The 20,934-nt window shown below is 67.0% G+C and carries 17 protein-coding genes and 1 pseudogene; 13 read left to right on the top strand and 5 right to left on the bottom strand.

Annotated elements, in window-relative coordinates; all coding sequences use genetic code 11:
- Positions 1-88: 88 nt before the first annotated feature.
- Positions 89-1,429: an argininosuccinate synthase gene (gene argG / locus ACO6D5_RS19020; RefSeq protein ID WP_485826209.1), complete on the bottom strand. Its 1,341-nt coding sequence runs from the start codon at positions 1,427-1,429 to the stop codon at positions 89-91.
- A gap of 258 nt (positions 1,430-1,687) precedes the next feature.
- Here argG and ACO6D5_RS19015 point away from each other — a divergent pair, with 258 nt between their 5' ends.
- The 5 genes from ACO6D5_RS19015 to ACO6D5_RS18995 are packed head-to-tail and all read left to right on the top strand — an operon-like array spanning position 1,688 to position 9,716.
- Positions 1,688-3,187, top strand: coding sequence for an efflux transporter outer membrane subunit (locus tag ACO6D5_RS19015; protein WP_485826208.1), 1,500 nt, complete (start codon positions 1,688-1,690; stop codon positions 3,185-3,187).
- A gap of 4 nt (positions 3,188-3,191) precedes the next feature.
- Positions 3,192-4,370: an efflux RND transporter periplasmic adaptor subunit gene (locus ACO6D5_RS19010; protein WP_485826207.1), complete on the top strand. Its 1,179-nt coding sequence runs from the start codon at positions 3,192-3,194 to the stop codon at positions 4,368-4,370.
- Complete coding sequence (locus ACO6D5_RS19005; protein WP_485826206.1) at positions 4,367-7,576, top strand: efflux RND transporter permease subunit; 3,210 nt, start codon at positions 4,367-4,369, stop codon at positions 7,574-7,576. Before ACO6D5_RS19010 ends, ACO6D5_RS19005 begins: the two co-directional genes overlap by 4 nt.
- A 30-nt stretch (positions 7,577-7,606) precedes the next feature.
- Complete coding sequence (locus ACO6D5_RS19000) at positions 7,607-8,293, top strand: heavy metal response regulator transcription factor (protein ID WP_315846706.1); 687 nt, start codon at positions 7,607-7,609, stop codon at positions 8,291-8,293.
- Positions 8,294-8,315: 22 nt separating this feature from the next.
- Positions 8,316-9,716, top strand: a complete 1,401-nt coding sequence (locus tag ACO6D5_RS18995; RefSeq protein ID WP_315846707.1) for a heavy metal sensor histidine kinase — start codon at positions 8,316-8,318, stop codon at positions 9,714-9,716.
- On the opposite strand, the gene ACO6D5_RS18990 is transcribed toward ACO6D5_RS18995, so the two are convergent.
- Entirely contained in the window at positions 9,713-10,621 is a 909-nt protein-coding gene (locus ACO6D5_RS18990; RefSeq protein ID WP_315846708.1) for a LysR substrate-binding domain-containing protein, read from the bottom strand. The genes ACO6D5_RS18995 and ACO6D5_RS18990 overlap by 4 nt on opposite strands.
- A 96-nt stretch (positions 10,622-10,717) precedes the next feature.
- Here ACO6D5_RS18990 and ACO6D5_RS18985 point away from each other — a divergent pair, with 96 nt between their 5' ends.
- Genes ACO6D5_RS18985 through ACO6D5_RS18965 form a run of 5 tightly spaced genes read left to right on the top strand, consistent with a single transcriptional unit; the run spans position 10,718 to position 14,586 of the window.
- Entirely contained in the window at positions 10,718-11,584 is an 867-nt protein-coding gene (locus ACO6D5_RS18985) for an amidohydrolase family protein (RefSeq protein WP_315846709.1), read from the top strand.
- Positions 11,585-11,638: 54 nt separating this feature from the next.
- A complete protein-coding gene (locus ACO6D5_RS18980) occupies positions 11,639-12,592 on the top strand; it encodes a tripartite tricarboxylate transporter substrate-binding protein (protein WP_315846710.1) in 954 nt (317 codons plus the stop codon).
- A gap of 2 nt (positions 12,593-12,594) precedes the next feature.
- Positions 12,595-13,125 carry a carboxymuconolactone decarboxylase family protein gene (locus ACO6D5_RS18975; RefSeq protein WP_485826205.1) on the top strand — a complete coding sequence of 177 codons (531 nt, stop codon included), beginning with the start codon at positions 12,595-12,597 and terminating at the stop codon, positions 13,123-13,125.
- A 12-nt stretch (positions 13,126-13,137) separates the two neighbouring features.
- The gene (locus tag ACO6D5_RS18970) at positions 13,138-13,701 is read left to right on the top strand and encodes a hypothetical protein (protein ID WP_485826204.1); all 564 of its coding nucleotides are present in this window, start codon (positions 13,138-13,140) and stop codon (positions 13,699-13,701) included.
- 33 nt (positions 13,702-13,734) lie between these two features.
- Positions 13,735-14,586, top strand: a complete 852-nt coding sequence (locus tag ACO6D5_RS18965; RefSeq protein ID WP_485826203.1) for an alpha/beta fold hydrolase — start codon at positions 13,735-13,737, stop codon at positions 14,584-14,586.
- 73 nt (positions 14,587-14,659) lie between these two features.
- On the opposite strand, the gene argF is transcribed toward ACO6D5_RS18965, so the two are convergent.
- Both argF and ACO6D5_RS18955 read right to left on the bottom strand, forming a co-directional pair.
- Positions 14,660-15,601 carry an ornithine carbamoyltransferase gene (gene argF / locus ACO6D5_RS18960; protein WP_006224917.1) on the bottom strand — a complete coding sequence of 314 codons (942 nt, stop codon included), beginning with the start codon at positions 15,599-15,601 and terminating at the stop codon, positions 14,660-14,662.
- 66 nt (positions 15,602-15,667) lie between these two features.
- A pseudogene (locus ACO6D5_RS18955) lies at positions 15,668-16,840 on the bottom strand (acetylornithine transaminase); the annotation flags it as partial.
- 261 nt (positions 16,841-17,101) lie between these two features.
- Between ACO6D5_RS18955 and ACO6D5_RS18950 the strand changes: the two are divergent.
- Positions 17,102-17,392 (top strand): DUF3579 domain-containing protein, encoded by a 291-nt coding sequence (locus tag ACO6D5_RS18950; protein WP_006224915.1) that lies wholly within the window; start codon positions 17,102-17,104, stop codon positions 17,390-17,392.
- Between the two features lie 122 nt (positions 17,393-17,514).
- Here the strand turns inward: ACO6D5_RS18950 and ACO6D5_RS18945 are convergent, their stop codons facing one another.
- On the bottom strand, positions 17,515-18,234 hold the full coding sequence (locus ACO6D5_RS18945) for an FCD domain-containing protein (protein ID WP_315847234.1): 720 nt from the start codon (positions 18,232-18,234) through the stop codon (positions 17,515-17,517).
- Positions 18,235-18,482: 248 nt separating this feature from the next.
- On the opposite strand from ACO6D5_RS18945, the gene ACO6D5_RS18940 reads away from it, so the two are divergent.
- Positions 18,483-19,220 carry an aspartate/glutamate racemase family protein gene (locus ACO6D5_RS18940; protein WP_485826202.1) on the top strand — a complete coding sequence of 246 codons (738 nt, stop codon included), beginning with the start codon at positions 18,483-18,485 and terminating at the stop codon, positions 19,218-19,220.
- A 101-nt stretch (positions 19,221-19,321) separates the two neighbouring features.
- Positions 19,322-20,899 carry an ABC transporter substrate-binding protein gene (locus tag ACO6D5_RS18935; RefSeq protein ID WP_315847232.1) on the top strand — a complete coding sequence of 526 codons (1,578 nt, stop codon included), beginning with the start codon at positions 19,322-19,324 and terminating at the stop codon, positions 20,897-20,899.
- The last annotated feature ends 35 nt before the right edge of the window (positions 20,900-20,934 follow it).

Below are 20,934 nucleotides of genomic sequence, written 5' to 3'. Positions count from 1 at the left end.
CATGAAAAACACCCCAAAGGTTGGATCGGTGTCCAACTTTTGGGGTGCAGTTCAGGTTCGCCGAGGGGCTTTTTTTCGGGCGGAAGAATTACTTCTTCTTGCCGTCGTCCTTCAACTGGGGCAGCGACGTGCCGCTGGAGGCCAGCAGGCCCGTCTTCACGTACGTGAAGAGCTTTTCGCGGGTGTCGACGATGTCGAGGTTGCGCATGGTCAGCTGGCCGATGCGGTCTGCCGGGGTGAAGGGGGCGTTTTCCACCTTTTCCATGGACAGGCGCTCGGGGGCGTACGTCAGGTTGGCCGATTCGGTGTTCAGCAGCGAATAGTCGTTGCCGCGGCGCAGTTCGATGGTGACTTCGCCGGTGATGGCGCGGGCGACCCAGCGTTGGGCGGTTTCGCGCAGCATGATGGCTTGCGGGTCGAACCAGCGGCCTTGGTACAGCAGGCGGCCCAGCTTGCGGCCGTTTTCGCGGTACTGCTCGATGGTGTCTTCGTTGTGGATGCCGGTGACCAGGCGTTCGTAGGCGATGAACAGCAAGGCCAGGCCCGGGGCTTCGTAGATGCCGCGGCTCTTGGCTTCGATGATGCGGTTTTCGATCTGGTCGCTCATGCCCAGGCCGTGGCGGCCGCCGATGCGGTTGGCTTCCAGCAGCAGTTCGACCGGGTCGCTGAATTCCACGCCGTTCAGGGCGACCGGTTGGCCTTCCTCGAAGCGGACGGTGACTTCTTCAGCCTTGACGGCCACGTCGTCGCGCCAGAACGCCACGCCCATGATGGGCTTGACGATGCGGATGCCGGAGTTCAGTTGCTCCAGGTCCTTGGCTTCATGGGTGGCGCCCAGCAGGTTGGAGTCGGTCGAATAGGCTTTTTCGGCCGACATCTTGTAGTCGAAGCCGGCTTGGCGCATGTACTCGGACATTTCCGAACGGCCGCCGAGCTCGTCGATGAAGCGCTGGTCGAGCCAGGGCTTGTAGATCTTCAGGTCCGGGTTGGTCAGCAGACCGTAGCGGTAGAAGCGCTCGATGTCGTTGCCCTTGAAGGTGCTGCCGTCGCCCCAGATGTTGACGTCGTCTTCCTTCATGGCGGCCACCAGCATCGTGCCGGTGACTGCGCGGCCGATCGGGGTCGTGTTGAAGTAGGTGATGCCGGCGGTCGAGATGTGGAACGCGCCCGCTTGCAGGGCAGCGATGCCTTCGGCCACCAACTGCGCGCGGCAGTCGATCAGGCGGGCGTTTTCGGCGCCGTAGGCCAGGGCCTTGCGCGGGATCTCGTCGTAATCGGACTCGTCGGGCTGGCCCAGGTTCGCGGTGTAGGCGTACGGGATGGCGCCGTTGTTGCGCATCCACAGAAGCGCTGCGCTGGTGTCGAGGCCGCCGGAAAAGGCGATGCCGACCTTCTGGCCGGTGGGAAGGTTCGGGAGGATAGTGGTCATTGTTTGAGGTGAGACGCCAACAGGACTTTGACAGCAACGAGCCGCCAAACAAGAAAGGTGACGGCATTTTAACTCTTTTGCCCGAGTGGGGCGGGTTGCCGGGCAGGCAGGCCGCGCGGATGCGCCGGACGGCCGGGTTCCGTCCCCGGTGGTGGCGCCGAACCTGTCCGAATTGTCAGGATCCGGACAGCGTGGGGTCCCGCAAGCCTTCCTACAGTGGGGGCGTACTGACTGTCGGCCGCATCGGCGGCGCTGAAAATGAACACTGGAAAGCGGATCGCGCCGCGCTGGGCGGTGGCCGGGCTGGCGGCCCTGTTGGGCCTGGCCGGCTGTGCGGCCGGCCCGGACTACCTGCGCCCCGCGATGGACCTGCCGGCCGGCTACAAGGAGTCGGGGCCATGGAAAACGGCCCAGCCCGGCGTGGTGGATGGGTCCCGGCCCTGGTGGGACGCCTATGGCGACCCGACGCTCAGCGGATTGATCGTGCAGGCCAATGCCGCCAACCAGACCATTCAGCAGGCCCAGGCGCAGTACCGGCAAGCGCGCGCCGCCGCCGACGCCGCCCGGGCGGGTTTCTGGCCCACCGCGGGCGTGAACGTGTCGGCGCAGCGGGCGCGGGCGAAGAGCAATGGCGTGACGGGAGTGTCCAACGGCTATGCCGCCGCGCTTGACGTGTCCTGGGAGCCCGACCTGTGGGGCGCGGTGCGCCGCCAGGTCGAAGCCAGCGATGCGTCGACCCAGGCCAGCGAGGCCAGCCTTGCCGCGGCCAGGCTCAGCATCCAGGCGGCTCTCGCGCAGGACTACCTGCAACTGCGGGCGGTGGACCGCGAGAAAGACCTGTACGCCCGCACGCTGGAAGCCTACACGCGCACGCTCAAGCTGACGCAAAGCCAGTACGACGCCGGCGTGGCGTTACGTTCGGACGTGGCGCAGGCCGAAGCGCAGTTGAAGACCGCGGAAGCCCAATCGATCGACCTGGATGCGACCCGCAGCCAGCTGGAACACGCGATCGCCATCCTGACGGGCCGGGCCCCGGCGCAGTTCAGCCTGCCGCCTGTGCCGGCCGGCCAACCCTGGATGTTCCAGGTGCCTGCCGTGCCTGCCGGCTTGCCGTCGGATCTGCTGGAGCGGCGGCCGGACATCGCCGCGGCGGAACGCGACGTGGCGTCGGCCAATGCGGGCATCGGGGTGGCGCGCGCGGCGTATTTTCCGTCGCTGGTGCTGTCGGCAAGCGGCGGCTTCGGCGCCGCCAGCTTTGCGCAATGGTTCAACGCGCCCGGCCGCGTCTGGTCGCTGGGCGCGCTGCTGGCCGAAACGGTGTTCGACGGCGGGTTGCGCAAGGCCCGCGACGCGCAGGCCGTGGCCGTCTTCGACGCCAGCGCCGCGCAATACAAGCAGACCGTGCTGGGCGCCTTCCAGGAAGTGGAGGACAACCTGTCCACCTTGCGCGTGCTGGACGACGAAGCGCGTGCGCAGGACGACGCGGTGACGGCGTCGCAGCTGAGCGAAAGGCTGGCCCTCGCGCAGTACCGGGCCGGCACGACCACGTTTCTGACCGTGGCCGTCGCCCAGGCGCTGACCCTGTCCAACGAGCGCGCCGCCGTGCAGCTGCGCGGCCGCCAACTGGTGGCCAGCGTGGCGCTGATCAAGGCCGTGGGCGGCGGCTGGAACGCCGATGCGCTCAATACCCCCGATGCGCAGGCGCTGGCGATTGCCGGCCAGCCGCAAGCAGCAAGCCAACCTACCGAGAACGAGTGAGTCCATGGACAAGGCGGTGACTTCCCCCAATCGACGCGCAGGATTGCGCGCAGGCGCCGTGGCGCTTGCCGTCGTGGCCTGCGTGCTGGCCGTCTGGCTGTTCCTGCGCGGCCGCGCCGCGCCGCCCGCCGCGCCTGAACCGGTGGTGCCGGTGGCGACCACGCCCGTGCGCCAGCAAGACGTGGCGCGTTACCTGACAGGCGTGGGCACGGTGACGGCGGCAGCCAGCGTGACGGTCAAGGCGCGCGTGGACGGGCAACTGGACAGCGTGGGCTTCGTCGAAGGACAGGACGTGAAGGCGGGGCAGGTGCTGGCCAATATCGACCCGCGCGCCTTGCAGGCCCAACTGGCCCAGGCGCAGGCGCAGCGGGCGAAGGACCAGGCGACGTTGTTGAACGCCCGCCTGGACCTGCAGCGCTACACCCGCCTGCAGCGCGAGGACGCGGCCACGCAGCAGACGCTGGACGCGCAACGCGCGCTGGTGGCGCAACTGGAGGCCGCGACGCAGACCGACGACGCGCAGATCAGCTATGCCCGCGTGCAGCTGGACTACACGCGCATCGTGGCGCCGATCGCGGGCCGGGTGGGCGCGCGGCTGGTGGACCCCGGCAACATCGTGCACGCGGCCGATGCGAACGGCCTGGTCGTGATCAACCAGATCGATCCCATCACCGTGCTGTTCTCGCTGCCTGAAGAGTCGGTGCCGGCGATCAACGCGGCCATGGACCGGGGGCAGCCGCTGCCGGTGGTGGCCTATGCGCGCGACAGCAATGAACCGCTGGAAACGGGAACGCTGGTCTTGCTGAACAACCAGATCGACACCGCCACCGGCACGGTGCAGCTCAAAGGCCGTTTCGACAACCCCCGCCACCGTCTGTGGCCGGGCTTGTATGTGAACGCCCGCCTGGTGCTGGACGCCAACGAAAGCGCGTTGACCGTGCCGGTGGCCGCCGTGCAGCGCAGCCAGACCGGCACCTACGTGTATGCGGTGGATGGCGATGGCGTGGCGCAGCCGCGTGCGGTGAAGGTCGAGCGGATGCAGGATGGCGTGGCCGTCATCCAGGACGGCTTGACCGCAGGGCAGCGCGTGGTGGTGGATGGACAGTACAAGCTGAAGCCGGGTAGCAAGGTGCGCGAGCTGGCGGCCGCTTCGGCCCCGGCCGCAGCGGGGAGCGCGAAATGAGCATCTCGGCCAGTTTCATCAAGCGGCCGATCGGCACGTCGCTGCTGGCGCTGGCGATCCTGCTGGTGGGGATCGCGGCATGGCCGTTGCTGCCCGTGGCGCCGCTGCCGCAGGTGGATTTCCCGACGATCCAGGTGCAGGCCAACCTGCCGGGAGGCAGTCCGGAGACGATGGCGTCCAACGTCGCGCAGCCGCTGGAGCGGCAGTTTTCGCTGATCGCCGGCCTGTCGCAGATGACGTCCGTCAGCGCGATCGGCAACACGCAAATCACCTTGCAGTTCGACCTGAACCGCAGCATCGATTCGGCGGCGGTGGATGTGCAGGCGGCCATCAATGCCGCCACCGGACAGTTGCCGGCGAATTTGCCGAACCCGCCGACGTTCCGCAAGGTCAACCCGGCCGATGCGCCCATCATGGTGATGGCGGTGCAGTCCGACACGCTGCCGCTGATCCAGGTGAACGATTTCGCCGACAACATCCTGGCCCAGCAGATCTCGCAGATTTCGGGAGTGGGGCTGGTGAACATCGGCGGCCAGCAAAAGCCCGCGGTGCGGATCCAGGTGGATCCGGGCAAGCTGTCGGCGTTGGGTCTGAGCCTGGAAGACATCCGGGGGGTGATCGCCACCACGACCGTCAACCAGCCCAAGGGCACGATCGACGGCGCGCGCCAGAGCTTCACCACCTACACCAATGACCAGTTGCTGTCGGCCGCGCAATGGAACGATATGGTGCTGGCCTACCGCAACGGCGCGCCGATCCGCGTGCGCGACGTGGGTGTGGCGGTGGACGGGCCCGAGAACACCAAGCTGGCGGGCTGGGCCTACGCGGGCAAGGCCTCGCCGCCCGACAACACGATCACCAACGGCCGTTCGATCGTGCTGCAGATCAGCAAGCAGCCCGGGGCCAACGTGATCGAGACCGTGGACCGCATCCGCGCGGCGCTGCCCCGGCTGGAGGCCTCGATCCCGCCGTCGGTGCACGTGAACACCATCATCGACCGCACCCAGACGATCCGCGCGTCGGTCACCGACGTGGAATTCACGCTGACGCTCACCATCATCCTCGTGGTGCTGGTGATCTTCCTGTTCCTGCGCAACGTGGCGGCCACGCTGATCCCGTGCGTGACGGTGCCGCTGGCGCTGATGGGAACGGCCGCCGTGATGTACGTGGTGGGCTTCAGCCTGGACAACCTGTCGCTGATGGCGCTGACGATCGCGGTTGGTTTCGTGGTGGACGACGCCATCGTCATGCTGGAGAACGTCTACCGGCATGTGGAGGCCGGCATGTCGCCGATGGAGGCCGCCTACAAGGGCGCCGGTGAAATCGGCTTCACCATCGTGTCGATCTCGGTGTCGCTGATCGCGGTGTTCATTCCGCTCTTGCTGATGGGCGGCATCGTCGGCCGCCTGTTCCGCGAGTTCGCCGTGACGGTGACGCTGGCCATCGTGGTATCGGTGCTGGTGTCGCTGACCCTGACGCCGATGTTGTGCTCGCGCTACCTGAAGGACCATCACGGCGAGCGGCATGGCCGCCTGTACCAGTGGTTCGAGCGGGGTTTCGACGCCATGCTGCACGGCTACGAGCGCGGGCTGAAGCTGGTGCTGCGGCACCAGTTCGCCACGCTGTGCGTGTTCCTGGCGACCGTCGCCTGCACGGTGGCGCTGTTCATGGTGATCCCGAAAGGCTTCTTCCCGCAGCAGGACACGGGCTTCATCTTCGGCTTTGCGGAGTCGGCGCAGGATTCGTCGTTTTCGCTGATGAACCAGCGCATGATCCAGATGGCCGACGTGATCCGGCAGGACCCGGATATTGCCAGCTTCGGGTTCAACGGCAGCCAAAGCACGTACAACACCGGCAACTTCTATATCGGCTTGAAGCCCAAGGATGAAGGCCGCAGCGCATCCGCCGACGAGGTGATCGCGCGGCTGCGTCCGCAGTTGGCCAAGCTGGAAGGCGTGACGCTGTTCATGCAGGCCGGTCAGGACATCAACGTGGGCGGGCGCTTGTCGCGCACGCAATACCAGTACACCCTGACGGATTCCAGCCTGGACGAACTGAACGTCTGGGCGCCAAAGCTGCTGACGGCGTTCCGGGGTCTGCCGCAACTGACCGACGTGGCGTCCGACCAGCAAAATGCGGCGGCCACGGCGTCCTTGACCATCGACCGCGCGCGGGCGTCGTCGTTCGGCATATCGCCCGCGCTGATCGACGCCACGATCTACGACGCCATCGGCCAGCGCCAGGTGGCGCAATATTTCACGCAGATCAACAGCTACCACGTGATCCTCGAGGTGACACCGAAGCTGCAGCAGGATCCCAGCCTGTTCGGGAAGCTGTACCTGACCTCGCCGCTGACAGGCCAGCAGGTGCCGCTGTCGACCTTCGTGAAGCTGGACACCGATAAGACGGCCTATCTGTCGATCAGCCACCAGGGCCAGTTCCCGGCCGTGACCATTTCGTTCAACCTGGCGCCGGGGGCGTCGTTGGGCGATGCCGTCCAGGCAATCCAGCAGGCGCAAAGCGGCATGGGCGCGCCGGCCAGCCTGGCGGGCGCGTTCCAGGGCACGGCCAAGGCCTTCGGCGATTCGCTGTCGACCCAGCCCTACCTGATCGCGGCGGCGCTGATCGCCGTGTACATCGTGCTGGGCCTGCTGTACGAAAGCTATATCCATCCGTTGACCATCCTGTCCACGTTGCCGTCCGCGGGCGTGGGCGCGCTGCTGATCCTGATGGCGGGGGGGTATGACCTGAGCGTGATCGCGCTGATCGGCATCATCCTGCTGATCGGCATCGTGAAGAAGAACGGCATCATGATGATCGACTTCGCGCTGACCGCGGAGCGCGAGCACGGGATGGCGCCGGCCGAGGCGATCTACCAGGCTTGCGTGCTGCGCTTTCGCCCCATCATGATGACGACCATGTGCGCGCTGCTCAGCGGCCTGCCGCTGATGCTGAGCCACGGCCAGGGGTCCGAGCTGCGGCGGCCCCTGGGGTACGCGATGGTGGGCGGCCTGATCGTGTCGCAGGCGCTGACCCTGTTCACGACGCCTGTCGTCTACCTGTACCTGGACCGCGCGCATTACTGGTACATGGAACGCAAGGCGGCGCGGGCGGCCAGGAAGGCGGCCAAGACGGCCAAGGCGAATGGGACGAGCGGGGCGAACCCGCCCGTGATCGCGCCGCCGGACGGACTTGAGTCAAAATAGGGGTCAACCGTAGGGCTTGCGGGGCGGCACATGAAAATCCTGATAGTCGAAGACGAACTGAAGACGGCGGATTACCTGCGCAAAGGCTTGGGTGAACAGGGCTGCGCCGTCGACGTTGCGCACAACGGCATCGACGGCCAGCACCTGGCGCTGGAACACGATTACGACGTGATCGTGCTGGACGCCATGCTGCCGGGCATGGACGGCTTTGCCGTGTTGCGGTCCCTGCGCACCGTGCGGCAGACGCCCGTCATCATGCTGACCGCCCGCGACGGCGTCGAAGACCGCATCCGCGGCCTGCACGACGGGGCGGACGATTACCTGGTCAAGCCTTTTTCCTTTCTTGAACTGCTGGCGCGCCTGCAGGCGCTGACCCGGCGCGGCCGTGCCCAGGAGCCCGTGCAGCTGCGCATCGGAGACCTGCAGATCGACCTGATCAGCCGCAAGGCCTGGCGGGCCGGCACGCGGCTGGACCTGACCGCCAAGGAATTCGCGCTGCTGGCCGTGCTGGCGCGCCGTCAGGGCGAGATCCTGTCCAAGACGGCGATCGCCGAACTGGTCTGGGACATGAACTTCGACAGCAACGTCAACGTGGTGGAAGTCGCCATCAAGCGCTTGCGCGGCAAGGTGGACGCCCCGTTCGGCCGCCGCCTGCTGCATACGATCCGCGGCATGGGCTACGTGCTGGAGCTGCGCGAGGACGGGGGCGGGCAATGAGGGGCGCGGGGTGAGGCGATCCTTGAAAACGTCGCTGAAGGCGCGGCTGCTGATCCTGTATGCGGTGGCGGCCGCAGCGACGTTTGCGCTGACGGGCGTGGCGCTTTACGGGGTGCTGGACCGCCAGCTGGATCGCATCCAACAGGACGCGTTGCGCACCACCGCGCAGGAAGTCGGCTATTCGCTGACCCGCAGCGTCGACCCCGAGCGCTGGGGGCGCTTCAAGACCAAGCTGGATACGTTGACGCCCGCCGACGGCAGCCTGCGCTTCTGGGTGCTGTCGGATGACCCCGCCTACGAATACGGCAAGGGGCTGGCCGACATCAGCAGCCTGGAACGCCACCCCGACGGCTTCGGCAAGATCACCTTGCCGGATCGCGAGGACGCCTTGCGCACGTTGACCGTCACGGTGGACGCGAACCAGGCCCGCCCGCAGGTGCGCCTGATCGTCGGCATGGACTCGGCGCCCTACGCCCATACGCTGCGCTATCTGCTGTGGGCGATGGCGGGCTTGTCGCTGACGGCCATCCTGCTGATGGCGTTACTGGGGTTCTGGGTGACGCGCGTGGGGTTGCGGCCATTGAACCGCCTGTCGGCCGAGGCCCGCGCCCTGCGGCCCAGCGCGTTGTCGCAGCGCCTGAGCATGGCGCAGTTGCCGGTGGAGCTGGAAGACCTGGCGACGTCCTTCAACGGCGCCTTGGCTCGCCTGGAGGATGCCTACAACCAGTTGGAGGCCTTCAATGCCGACGTGGCGCACGAGATGCGCACGCCGCTGACCAACCTGATCGGCCAGACGCAGGTGGCCCTGTCGCGCCGGCGCAGTTCGGACGACCTGCAAGAGGTGCTGCAATCCAACCTCGAGGAGCTGGACCGCTTGCGGGCCATGATCAACGACATGCTGTTCCTGGCGCGCGCCGACCAGGGCGAAGCCGCGACCGGGCGGATCCATGCGGTGCTGGCGGACGAAGTGGGCAAAACCGCCGAGTTCTTCGAATTCCTGTTGGACGAGGCCGGCATGCGGGTGCGCATCGACGGCGACCGCGAGGCCAGTGCGCTGATCGATACGGCCTTGTTCCGGCGCGCCGTGACGAACCTGTTGCAGAACGCGATCCAGTATTCCGCGCCGGGCGCGGAGATTGCGATCGACATCCTGCGGCACGGCGACAGGCTGGAAGTGGCCGTCAGCAATGCCGGGCCACCGATCGCGCCAGAGCATCTGCCGCACCTGTTCCAGCGCTTTTACCGCGTGGACGCGGCGCGCCGCGGCGACGGCGAGGAGCATAGCCACGGCCTGGGGCTGGCCATCGTGAAGGCCGTGGCCGCCATGCATGGCGGCGAGGTGTCGGCCAGCAGCGCGGACGGGACGACGCGCGTCGCGTTCAGCGTGGACGCGCAACCGCCGCGGCAGGCAGCGCACCGCTAGGCGGCGGGCGCGAACAGGCGGGCCAGTTCCAGTTTCTGGATCAAGAGGCCGGTGGCCGTGGCCAGGCGCGTGGCCGGCCGGTGGCGCGCGCTGGCCAGCACCAGGTTGTTGGTGATCCTGGGCGAACCGATGTCGCACAGCGACAACGCGTGTTCGGCGGCAGGGCCCCGGGCGGCCGAGCGCGGCAGGATGGCGTAGGCGTCGCCTTGCGCGGCGAGCTCCACGATGGTCTGCACGGCATCGACCTCGGCGGCCACCTTCAGGCGCACGCCTTGGGCGCGGCAGACGCTTTCCACCAGCGTGCGGATGGCGTTGGGCAGGCTGGGCAGCACCAGCGGATAGTCGCCCAACTGCGCCACCGCGACCCGGGCGGGCAGCGGCGGCTGGTGCCCGACGGCGGCCGCCAGCACAAGGTCTTCCCGAAACAGCGATTCATACGCCAGTTGGGGCGAGGGCGCCGGGTCGTACAGCAACGCCAGGTCGACCCGGCCGGCCAGCAGCCATTCGCGGACCTGTGCGCTCAGGCCTTCGGCCACGGCGATGGAGGCGTCCGGAAAGCTGCGGCGAAACGCCTGCACCAAGGGCGGGGTCAGCACGCGGGCAATGCGCGGCGGCAGTCCCACGACGACCTTGCCGGTCGGCGTTTCGCGCAACGTCTGCAAGTCTTCCTTGGCGCGCTCGGCCAGGGTCAGCAGGGCGCGGGCGTGTTCCAGGAACCGCAGGCCGGCTTCGGTGGGTTCGGCGCCGCGGCCGTTGCGGTACAGCAGATGCTGGCCCAGCTCCAGTTCAAGCAGGCGGACCTGCCGGCTGAGCGTGGGTTGCGCCACGTCCAGCATTTCGGCGGCGCGCGAGAAACTGCGCCGCTCGGCCACCCTGACGAAGTACTCGATCTGCTTGAGGTCCATCGGATATTTGGTTTATCTATATCTGAAATCAAAGATATAGCATTGTTTGGCGAGCCGCAATCCGGGACGATGTCGTTTTCCCCGCAGGAACCGCCCGTGCCCGATTGCCGTCCCCCGCTTGCGTCCCCCTCCCGCCCTCGCCGCGCCTTGCCGCCTGGCGCTTGCGACACGCATTGCCACGTCTTCGGACCGGGCGACGAGTTTCCATACGCCGAAGGCCGGTCCTATACGCCGCCCGATGCGCCGTACGCGAAGATGGCGGCGTTGCACGCCCATCTGGGCGTGGAGCGAGCCGTGGTGGTGCAGGCCAACTGCCATGGGGCGGACCATAGCGCCTTGCTGGATGCGCTGGCCCGAAGCGGCGGCCGCTACCGCGGCGTGGCGTTGCTGGGGGCGGATGCCACGGCGGCCAGCGTGAAGCTGTTGCATGACGGCGGCGTGCGTGCTGCGCGGTTCAATTTCGTGCCGCATCTGGGCGGCGCGCCCGAGCCGGCGGTGTTCGACCACGTCGTGTCCTTGATCGCGCCGCTAGGCTGGCACCTGTGCCTGCATGTGGACGGTGCGATGTTGCCGGACCTGTTGCCGCGCTTGCTGGCGCTGCCGGTGCCGTTCGTCGTGGACCACATGGGTCGGCTGAAGGCGGCCGACGGATTGGATTCGCCCGCGATGCGCGCGTTGCTGAGCCTGGCCGACGTGCCGCAGGCCTGGGTCAAGGTGTCGGGCATCGACCGCATCGCCTCGGGCCAGCGTCCGTTCGCCGAAGGCATCCCGTTCGTGCGCGCGCTGGTCGAGGCCTTGCCTGAACGCACCTTGTGGGGCACCGACTGGCCGCACCCGAATGTCGCGGGCGACATGCCCGACGATGGCGAACTGGTGGACACGTTCTTCGAAGCGTGTCCCGATGCCGCGCTGCGCCAGCGCGTGCTGGTGGACAACCCGGCGCGGCTGTACGGATTCATGTAGGCGGCGCGGCCGTCACGGCAAGCAAAAAAACATTCCATTCAACGAGGAGACACCATGTTCAAGAAAATTTTCTCGGCCACCGTGCTGAGCCTGGCCGCGTTCGGCGCGGCACACGCCGACGGCCCCGTCCGCCTGATCATTGCTTTCCCGCCCGGCGGTCCGGTGGATCTGGTGGGGCGAGTATTGGCCGAGCAGCTGGGCAAGGAACTCAAGCAGCAGGTCATCGTCGAGAACAAGGCCGGCGCCAACGGCAACATCGCGGCGGCCTATGTGGCCAAGGCGCCCGGCGACGGTTCGGTGCTGTTCTTGACCAGCGTCGGGGCGGTCGCGATCAGCCCGGCGTTGTACAAGGACCTGCCGTACGATCCGGTGCGCGACTTTGCGCCGGTCTCCAAGGTGGTGAACAACGCCACGGTGTTCGTGGTGAACCCGTCCAATCCGGCCACCGATGCCGCCGACTTCGTGGCGAAGTCGCAGGCGGCCAAGCAGTCGGTGGCGATCGGCTCGTCGGGCATCGGCAGCATTCCGCACCTGACCATGGAGATGTTCGCCGACGCCAGCAAGGCCAACGTGCTGCACGTGCCGTACAAGGGCGCCGCGCCTGTCATCAACGACGTGATGGGCAACCAGGTCGCCGGCTTCTTCGGCGACGTGCCGGGCCTGATCGGCCACATCCAGGGCGGCAAGCTCAAGCCGCTGGGCATCGCCGCGCCCACCCGCCATCCGCTGCTGCCGGATGTGAAGACGCTGGCCGAGCAGGGCATCGCCGGCGTGGAATCGAACAACTGGTACGGCATCGTGGCGCCGTCGTCCACGCCGGCGGCTACCGTCGACAAGCTGAACCAGGCCGTGCGTGCCGCCTTGGGCAACGAGGCCGTGCGCGCCAAGCTGGAGAAGTTCGGCGCCCAGGCCGCGGCCAGCTCGCCGCAGGAACTGGCCGCCTTGATCGCGTCGGACCGCGACAAGTGGACCGCGCTGATCCAGCGCAAGAACATCCGTCCGGAGTAAGCATGAGCGCAAGCCGAGTCTCACCCGTCGTGCCGGGCAGCCGCCCGGCGCTGGCCACGCTGGAGGCGCGCATCAGCGCCGCGCGCGGCCGGATATCGCCGCTGTACCAGGTGTTGCTGAACAGCCCCGCCGTGGTGGAAGGCTGGGAGGCCATGCTGACCGCCATCCGCCAGAAGACGTCGCTGGCGCCGCGCCTGCGCGAGCTGATCATCCTGCGTGTGGCGACGTTGAACAATGCGCCCTACGAGTTCGACGCGCACGTGCCGCACGCGCTGGCCGGTGGCATGCCGCAGGCGGTGATCGACGCGCTGCGCAGCAACCCGGCGCCGGAGACGGTGGAGGGGTTGGCGCCGGGAGAGGCCGAGGTGCTGGCGCTGACCGACGCGATGACGCGCGACATCGAGGTGCCCCACGCCGTGTTCGCGCCCTTGCGTGCCCGCTACGACGACACGCAACTGGTGGAATTGACGGCGACGGTCGGGGCGTACAACATGGTGTCGCGCTTCCTGGTGGCGTTGCGCGTCGGCCATTGACAGGAGAAGACAGTGCAGGAAACGGTATTGCTGGTATCGCTGGGCGAACGCTTCGACGAAGCGCGCGCGGCGGACATGGCCCAACGCTTGACTGAAGGGCTGGCGGGTGTCGCGGTCAGCGCGTTCGCCGCGGTGGAAGAAGAGGACACCTACGTGTACCTGCGTGGGGCGATCGAGGCGTTGCCTGAAATCCACGCGCGCCTGGCGGAAAGCTTTCCTGGCGCGCGGGCCCGCGTGCTGCACCAGACGCTGGACCTGCCGGGCGCGTCAGCCGGGCAGGATGCGCCCTGGCACTACATCGTGGAAACCGACGTAGTGCCCGAGGCCGAGGCGGACCTGAACGCCTGGTACGACCAGGAACATCTGCCCGGCCTGGCCTCGGTGCCGGGCACGGTGCGCGCGTTGCGCTATGAATGCCGGGACGAAGCGCCGCGCTACCTGGCCTGCTACGACCTGCATACCCGCGAGACCTTCGGCAGCCCCCCGTGGCTGGCCGTGCGCGCAACCGACTGGAGCAGCCGCGTGCGGCCGTCGTTCCGCAACACGCGCCGGACGATGTTCAAGAAGATCCTGTAAACGCAGCGGGCGGCAGACCCGATCGGAGGAGACATGATGATGAAACCATTGCTGGGCGGCCTGGCGCTGTCGTGCGCCGTCGTGGCGGCTTCACCCGCCTTGGCCGATGCGCCCCGGCACGTCAATGTGCTGGTAGGCAACGGCGCCAGTATCGAGGTGCTGGACCAGGGGCAGGGGCCCGCGCTGGTGCTGTTGCCGTCGCGCGGCCGCGGCGCGGAAGATTTCGATGAGCTGGCCGCGCGCTTCGAGCAGGCCGGCTACCGCGTGCTGCGTCCGCAGCCGCGAGGCATCGGCGGCAGCACGGGGCCGATGTCCGGCATTACCCTGCACGACCTGGCCGAGGATCAAGCCGCGGTGATCCGCAACGTGGCGCGCCAGCCGGTGGTGATGGTGGGCCATGCCTTCGGCAACTGGGTGGCCCGCACGACCGGCGTGGATCATCCCGAACTGGTGCGTGGCGTGGTCATCGTCGCCGCTGCGGCCAAGCAGTACCCCAAGGGCTTGAGCGAACATGTGGACCGCAGCGCCGAGCTGTCGCTGCCCGACGCCGAACGCCTGAAGTCCATCCAGTACGCGTTCTTCGCGCCCGGCAACGACGCCCGCGTGTGGTTGAACGGCTGGTACCCCGAGGTCAGCGAAAGCCAGCGCCTGGCCGGCAAGGCCACGCGCCAGTCCGATTGGTGGTCGGGCGGGGCCAAGCCCTTGCTGGACCTGCAGGCGGGGCTGGACTTGTTCAAGCCGCCCGCCACCCGCAACGAGATCAAAGACGAATTCGGCAGCCGGGTATCGGTCGTGGTGATCGACGGGGCAGGGCACGCCCTGGTGCCCGAGAAGCCTCAGGAAGTGGTCGACGCCATTGCGGCGTGGGAACGCACGCTGCGTTGATTGCCGCCAGCGCCAAAAGCCAAGGGCCTGGATACCGCAAGATATCCAGGCCCTTTTTCCGTGCCGGACCGTGTTATTTGATCTGGCCCAGCAGCAGGAACTCCATCAACGCCTTCTGCACGTGCAGGCGGTTTTCGGCTTCGTCCCAGACCACGCTTTGCGGGCCGTCGATGACTTCACCGGTGACTTCCTCGCCACGGTGGGCGGGCAGGCAGTGCATGAAGACGGCTTCGGCGTCGGCGGCGGCCATCATTTCGGCATCCACGCACCAGTCGGCAAACGCGGCGCGGCGTTCTTCGTTTTCGGCTTCGTAGCCCATGCTGGTCCAGACGTCGGTCGTGACGAGATGCGCGCCCTGGCACGCCTCCATCGGGTCCTTGAACTGGCGCAGCACCTTGGGCGACGGCGTGCCGATGCGCGAGGCCTCAAGCTCGTAGCCGGCGGGCGTGGACACATGCAGCGTGAAGCCCAGCATTTCTGCGGCGTGCAGCCACGTGTAGGCCATGTTGTTGGCGTCGCCCACCCAGGCGACCGTCTTGCCGGCGATGGGGCCGCGGTGCTCGATGTAGGTGAAGATGTCCGCCAGGATCTGGCAGGGGTGGAATTCGTTGGTCAGGCCGTTGATGACGGGCACGCGCGAGTGCGAGGCGAAGCGTTCGATGCGGGTCTGCTCGAACGTGCGGATCATGACGATGTCGACCATGCGCGAAATGACGCGCGCCGTGTCTTCGATGGGCTCGGAGCGGCCCAGTTGGGAATCGTTCGAGGTCAGGTTGATGACCGATCCGCCCATCTGGTACATGCCGGCTTCGAAGGACACGCGGGTGCGGGTGCTGGCCTTTTCGAACACCATCGCCAGCGTGCGGTCGTGCAGCGGCATATGGGGTTCGTAGCGCTTGAACTTTTCTTTGATCAGGCGTGCGCGGTCCAGCACGTAGGCGATTTCCGCGGACGAGAAGTCCTTGAACTGGAGAAAATGCCGCAACGGGCCGTTTTGAGTCGTGGGAGGAGTCATGGTGATGTCGCAGGTCATTGGGCCCCGGCCAGGCTCGTGGCCTGGGCGGGACGTGGAATTGGAGGTTTCGGCCAGGAACTGTTGGATGAGCGGAACCAGCGTGCTGACGATCTGGTCCGCCTCTTGCTGGTTCAGGATCAGGGGCGGCAGCATGCGGATGACGCGGTCGCGCGTGACGTTGATGAGCAGGCCGGCTTGCAGCGCGCGCAGGGCCAGCACGCCGCAGGGACGCGCCAGTTCGATGCCCAGCATCAGGCCGCGGCCACGGACTTCGACGACGCCGTCCATGCCCGCCAGGGCGCGCCCGAGCGCCGCTTTAAGGTAGGCGCCTACGGTGTGGGCGTTGTCCAGCAGGCGTTCGGATTCCAGGGCATCCAGCACGGCCAGCCCGGCCGCGCACACCAGCGGGCCGCCGCCGAAGGTGGTCCCGTGACTGCCTGGGGTGAAGACGCCCGCCGCGGGGCCGGCGGCCAGCATGGCGCCGATGGGCACGCCGCCCGCCAGGCCCTTGGCCAGCGTCATGACGTCCGGCGTGATGTCCGCCCATTGGTGGGCGAACCATTTGCCGGTGCGGCCGATGCCGGACTGTACTTCGTCGATCATCAGCAGCCAGCCGCGTTCGGTGCACAGGCGGCGTACTTCCTGCAGGTAGGCGATGTCGGAGGGGCGGATGCCGCCTTCGCCTTGCAGCACCTCCAACAGTACCGCCGCGGTGCGCGGTTCGGCGTCGCCGGCGGCGCGCACGGCGTCGATATTGTTGTAGGCCACCTGGATGAAACCCGTCGGCAGGGGTTCGAAACCCTTGCGGGCCTTGTCGCTGCCCGTGGCCGCCAGCGTGGCCAGCGTGCGGCCATGCCAGGACGAGTCCATGGTGATGATGTGGGCGTGCGTGTTGCCGCGCTGGTAGGCGTAGTAGCGCGCCAGCTTGATCGCGGCTTCGTTGGCTTCCGAGCCGCTGTTGTTGAACGCGACCTCCTGCATGCCGGACAAGGCCGCGAGGCGGGCGGCAAGCGCGGCCTGCTGCGGCACTTCATAGATGTTCGACGTATGGATGACGCGCGCGGCTTGCTCGCTGATGGCGGCGACGAGTTTCGGGTGGGCATGGCCCAGGCACGACACGCCGATGCCTGCCAGCGCATCCAGGTACTTGCGGCCGTTGGCATCCCACAACCAGACCCCCTGGCCGTGCGTGAACGCAACCGGCAGGCGGGCATAGATATTGGCCAGAGGCGAGGTCATTGCGGATCCTCCTGGGGGATTACCAAAAAAGCGCCCCTCGGGGGGCAGCAAGCCGAAGGTGCAGCGTGGGGCCCTTTGCCCCCGCGGGGGGCAGCAAGCCGAAGGCGCAGCGTGGGGGCCCTTTTTTGTGACGTTTTCTGTAAGAAACGTCATTTGGAAGAGGGCAAAGGATCAATCATATACAATTCGCGGCGCAGGGCGCATGTTTGATCACGCCGAAGATCCGGCTTTCGTGAAAGGCGCGCTGTAGTGAAAGAACTCATGGCAACTCGCGTCAGACAATTCGTAATTCATGGCGTTACCGAAAGCGGTAGCCGATTCCGCCCCAGCGATTGGGCGGAGCGGCTCGCCGGCGTAATGGCACAGTTCCGGCCCGCCGGCTGTGCCGGTAACCACCTCACCTATTCGCCCTACGTGCTGCCCGTCGTTATCGACGGCGTGCGCGGAGTCGTGGTCGACCTGCGTTTGCGCGACCTGGAACCGCTGGCGTACAAGTTCGTGGTGGATTTCGCTCGCGACAACAACCTCAAGACGGAAGAACGCGAAATCTAGGCCCCAGAACCGAAAAGCGCCCCGACCGGGCGCTTTTCTCATTCTCGGGGATCCTCTTGCGCGCCTGTCGGGCGGGTCCGCGCCTACGCGGTCCATCCTTGCCCCGCACCGCCGCGCCGCGTTCAGGTCCCGTAGCGGTCCAGGATCTTGCGGATGTCGCGCACGCCCGAGCCGTCCGTGGTGAGCAGCGCGCGCGCGGTGACCGACTCCAGATGGTGCTCCAGCAGATGCAGCACGTGCTTTTCGTCGCGCGCGCGCAGGCCTTGCACGATCTCCATATGCTCGCTGACCGCGCATTCGCTTGAATGCGGGCGGCCGTAGAGCGCCAGGATCAACGAGCAGCGCGACACGATCTCGTTCACATAGCGGGCGTACACCGCATTGCCCGACAGCTCGGCCATCAGGATGTGGAATTCGCCCGATAGCCGGATGGATTCGTTCGTGCTGTTGCGCTTGCGGGCCTCTTCTTCTTGCGCCACGTGCTGCGCCAGGCGTGTCAGCCCCGCTTCCGTGACGTGCTGCAGCAGCCGGCGGGCGACGTCGCGTTCCAGGCAGCGGCGCGCCTCGAAGATGTCGTGCGCCTCTTCCAGGCTGGGGCGCGCCACCGCGGCGCCCCGGTTGGGCCGCAGATCCACCAGGCCCTCGCTGAACAGGCGCGTCAACACCCCCCGCACGATCGTCCGGCTGACGCCGAAGCGTTCACCGATTACGTCCTCGGGCAGCTTGTCTCCGGGCAGCAGGGCTTGCTCGATGATGGCGCGGCGCAAATTTATGTATACGATTTCGCTGCGATTTATGTCTTTCTTGGCGGGCTCGTTAGCCGGCGGCGCGAGAGGTTTCATCTTCTTCTTAGGCTCCTGTGCATGCGCGTTTTCATTGTGTTGGAAAGGTCCGGCATCCTCTGCCGGCGCGCACGGCGGGGTGTAGGCAAGCATACTACACCGGGCGGTAAGGGTTAGCGATAGCTTGAAGGCAGCAACCAAGCGCGTACATTGTCGGCATAAATCGTATACAAATATTTATACAAAAATAGCCTGCCTCAGCAGAATTTTGTGGAGTGTTTGTATACAAACAGATAGAGGTTTGTTCCATGTCCGCCATGCCCGACGCCATCGCCACCGATCGGCCCGCTTCCACGCCATACCGCCTGCTGGTGGTCAACGGCAACACCACGTCCGACCTGACGGTCAGCCTGGCCGCGCAGGCACGGGCGTTTTTCGGCGGCGCCGCCGACGTGCATGCCGTCACCGCCGCGTTCGGACCGGCCTACATCGCCAGCCGCGTCGAGGCGGCCGTCGCCGCCCATGCGGTGCTGGAAACCGTTGAACGCGAAGCGGCCCGGGCCGAGGCCCCGTTCGACGCCTGTCTGCTGGCCTGTTTCGGCGAACCCGGCATCGGCGCCGTGCGCGAATGCCTGACCGTGCCGGTCGTGGGCATGGCCGAGGCCTCCATCATGGCCGCCATGCAGCGCGGCGACCGTTACGCCATCGTGACCGTGGGCCAGCGTTGGCCCGGCATGTTGCGCGAACAGATCCGCCAACTGGGGCTGGAGTCCCGCTGCGCCGCCATCATCGCCTTGCCCGGCAATGCGCTGGATTACGTATCGCGTTCGCCCGAGTCGGCGGCCGAGGTCAGCCGTGCGCTGGACGCCGCGGTGGCGCAGGGCGCCGACGTGGTGATCGTGGCGGGCGCAGCCCTGGCCGGCTACCTGCCCGCGCTGCCGCGCCGGCCTGCCGTGCCCATCATCGACTCCTACCGCGCCGCCCTGGCGCAGGTGCTGGCGCTGGCCTCGCTGGACCGGGCCCAGCGCCTGTGCGCGGCGGCCTGATCCGGCCGGCCCGATCCGTTTGCTTGACTCATTGCGCCGGGCTCGGTCCCGGCCACTTCAAACCGGTATTTCAGAACGATAGACAAGGGAGAGTTGCAGCCATGAAGACGTTGCTCAAATGGACCGCCGGGGCAGTGATCGCGCTGTCCGCCATCACCGGGGCCTCCGCCGCCAATACGCTGAAATGGGGCGCCGCGCGCGACCTGGATTCGCTGGACCCGTATTCCTACGGCAGCACCTTCAACCTGGCGTTCCTGAACCACGTGTACGAAGCGCTGATCCGCTACGACGACAAGTTCAACATCACGCCCGCGTTGGCCGAGTCCTGGGAGGCGGCGTCGCCCACCGTGCTGCGCTTCAAGCTGCGCCAGGGGGTGAAGTTCCACAACGGCGCGCCGTTCACCGCCGACGACGTGGTGGCTTCAATGACCCGCGTGTCGGACGACGCGTCGCCGCTCAAGGGCAACCTTCCCGCCTTCAAGGCGGTTCGCAAGGTCGACGATTTCACGGTCGACATCGAGATGACGCATCCGTACCCGCTGATGCTCAACGACCTGACCAACATCTTCATCTTCAACCGCCAGTGGCTGGTGGACAACAACAGCACCAAGCCGACCGACGCCGCAAAGAAGATCGAAGGCTACGCCACGCACAACGCCAACGGCACCGGCCCGTTCAAGGTGGAGTCGTACCGCCCGGATACACGGACCGTGCTGGTCGTGAACAAGGACTGGTGGGACAAGCCCCGGCACAATCTGGACCGCATCGAATTCACACCCATCGCGTCGGCCCCGACGCGGGTGGCGGCCCTGCTGTCGGGCGATATCAACTTCACGGAAAACGCGCCGCTGCAGGATCTGGACCGCCTGCGCGCCGCGCAGAACGTGAAGGTGCTGGCGGCGACCGAATTGCGCACGCTGTACTTCGGCTTCAACCTGGGCGACAAGCTCGTCGGCTCCAACATCACCGACAAGAATCCGCTCAAGGACCTGCGCGTGCGCCAGGCGCTGTACATGGCGCTGTCGCCCGATCTGCTGCAAAAGCGGGTGATGCGCGGCTTGTCGCGCACCACGGGCGCGCTGGTGGCCCCGTCCATTCCGGGCTATGAGGCCAGGCAGGAAGAGCGTCTGCCGTTCGATGCGGCGAAGGCCAAGAAACTGCTGGCCGACGCCGGCTACCCCGACGGTTTCACGCTGTCTCTGCTGTGCTCGAACGACATGTTCGTGAACGAGGAAGAGCTGTGCCAGGCGGCCGCCTCGATGTGGGCGCGGATCGGCGTGAAGGCCACGCTGGCCAGCGGACCGCGTTCGCTGCAGAACCCCAAGCGCTCGCGCGGCGAGTTCGACATCACCATCCACGGCTGGGCCAACGAGCCGCAGATCGATGCGTTGTCGATCCTGCTGCAAGTGATGCACAGCCGCACGGGTCCCGCGGGCGTCTTCAACTGGGGCCAGTGGGGCGACGCCGCGCTGGACGCGAAGATCGATGCCGCCGCCGCCGAGATGGACCGCCCGAAACGCATCCAGATGATGGCCGAGGTGTTGCAGACGCTGCACGACGACGTGCGCTTCCTGCCGCTGCACCAGCAGCCCATGGCCTGGGCGGTGGGCGCCAACGTGGGCGAAGTGCTGCAGATGCCGGACAACAAGGCGCGGCTGTGGAACGTGCGCATGCAGTGATGCGTGCGTAAGCGGGCCGCGGCGCGCCAGCTTCG

Source organism: Achromobacter sp. (genome assembly GCF_057314935.1).
This window is presented reverse-complemented; position numbering and strand designations above follow the sequence as displayed.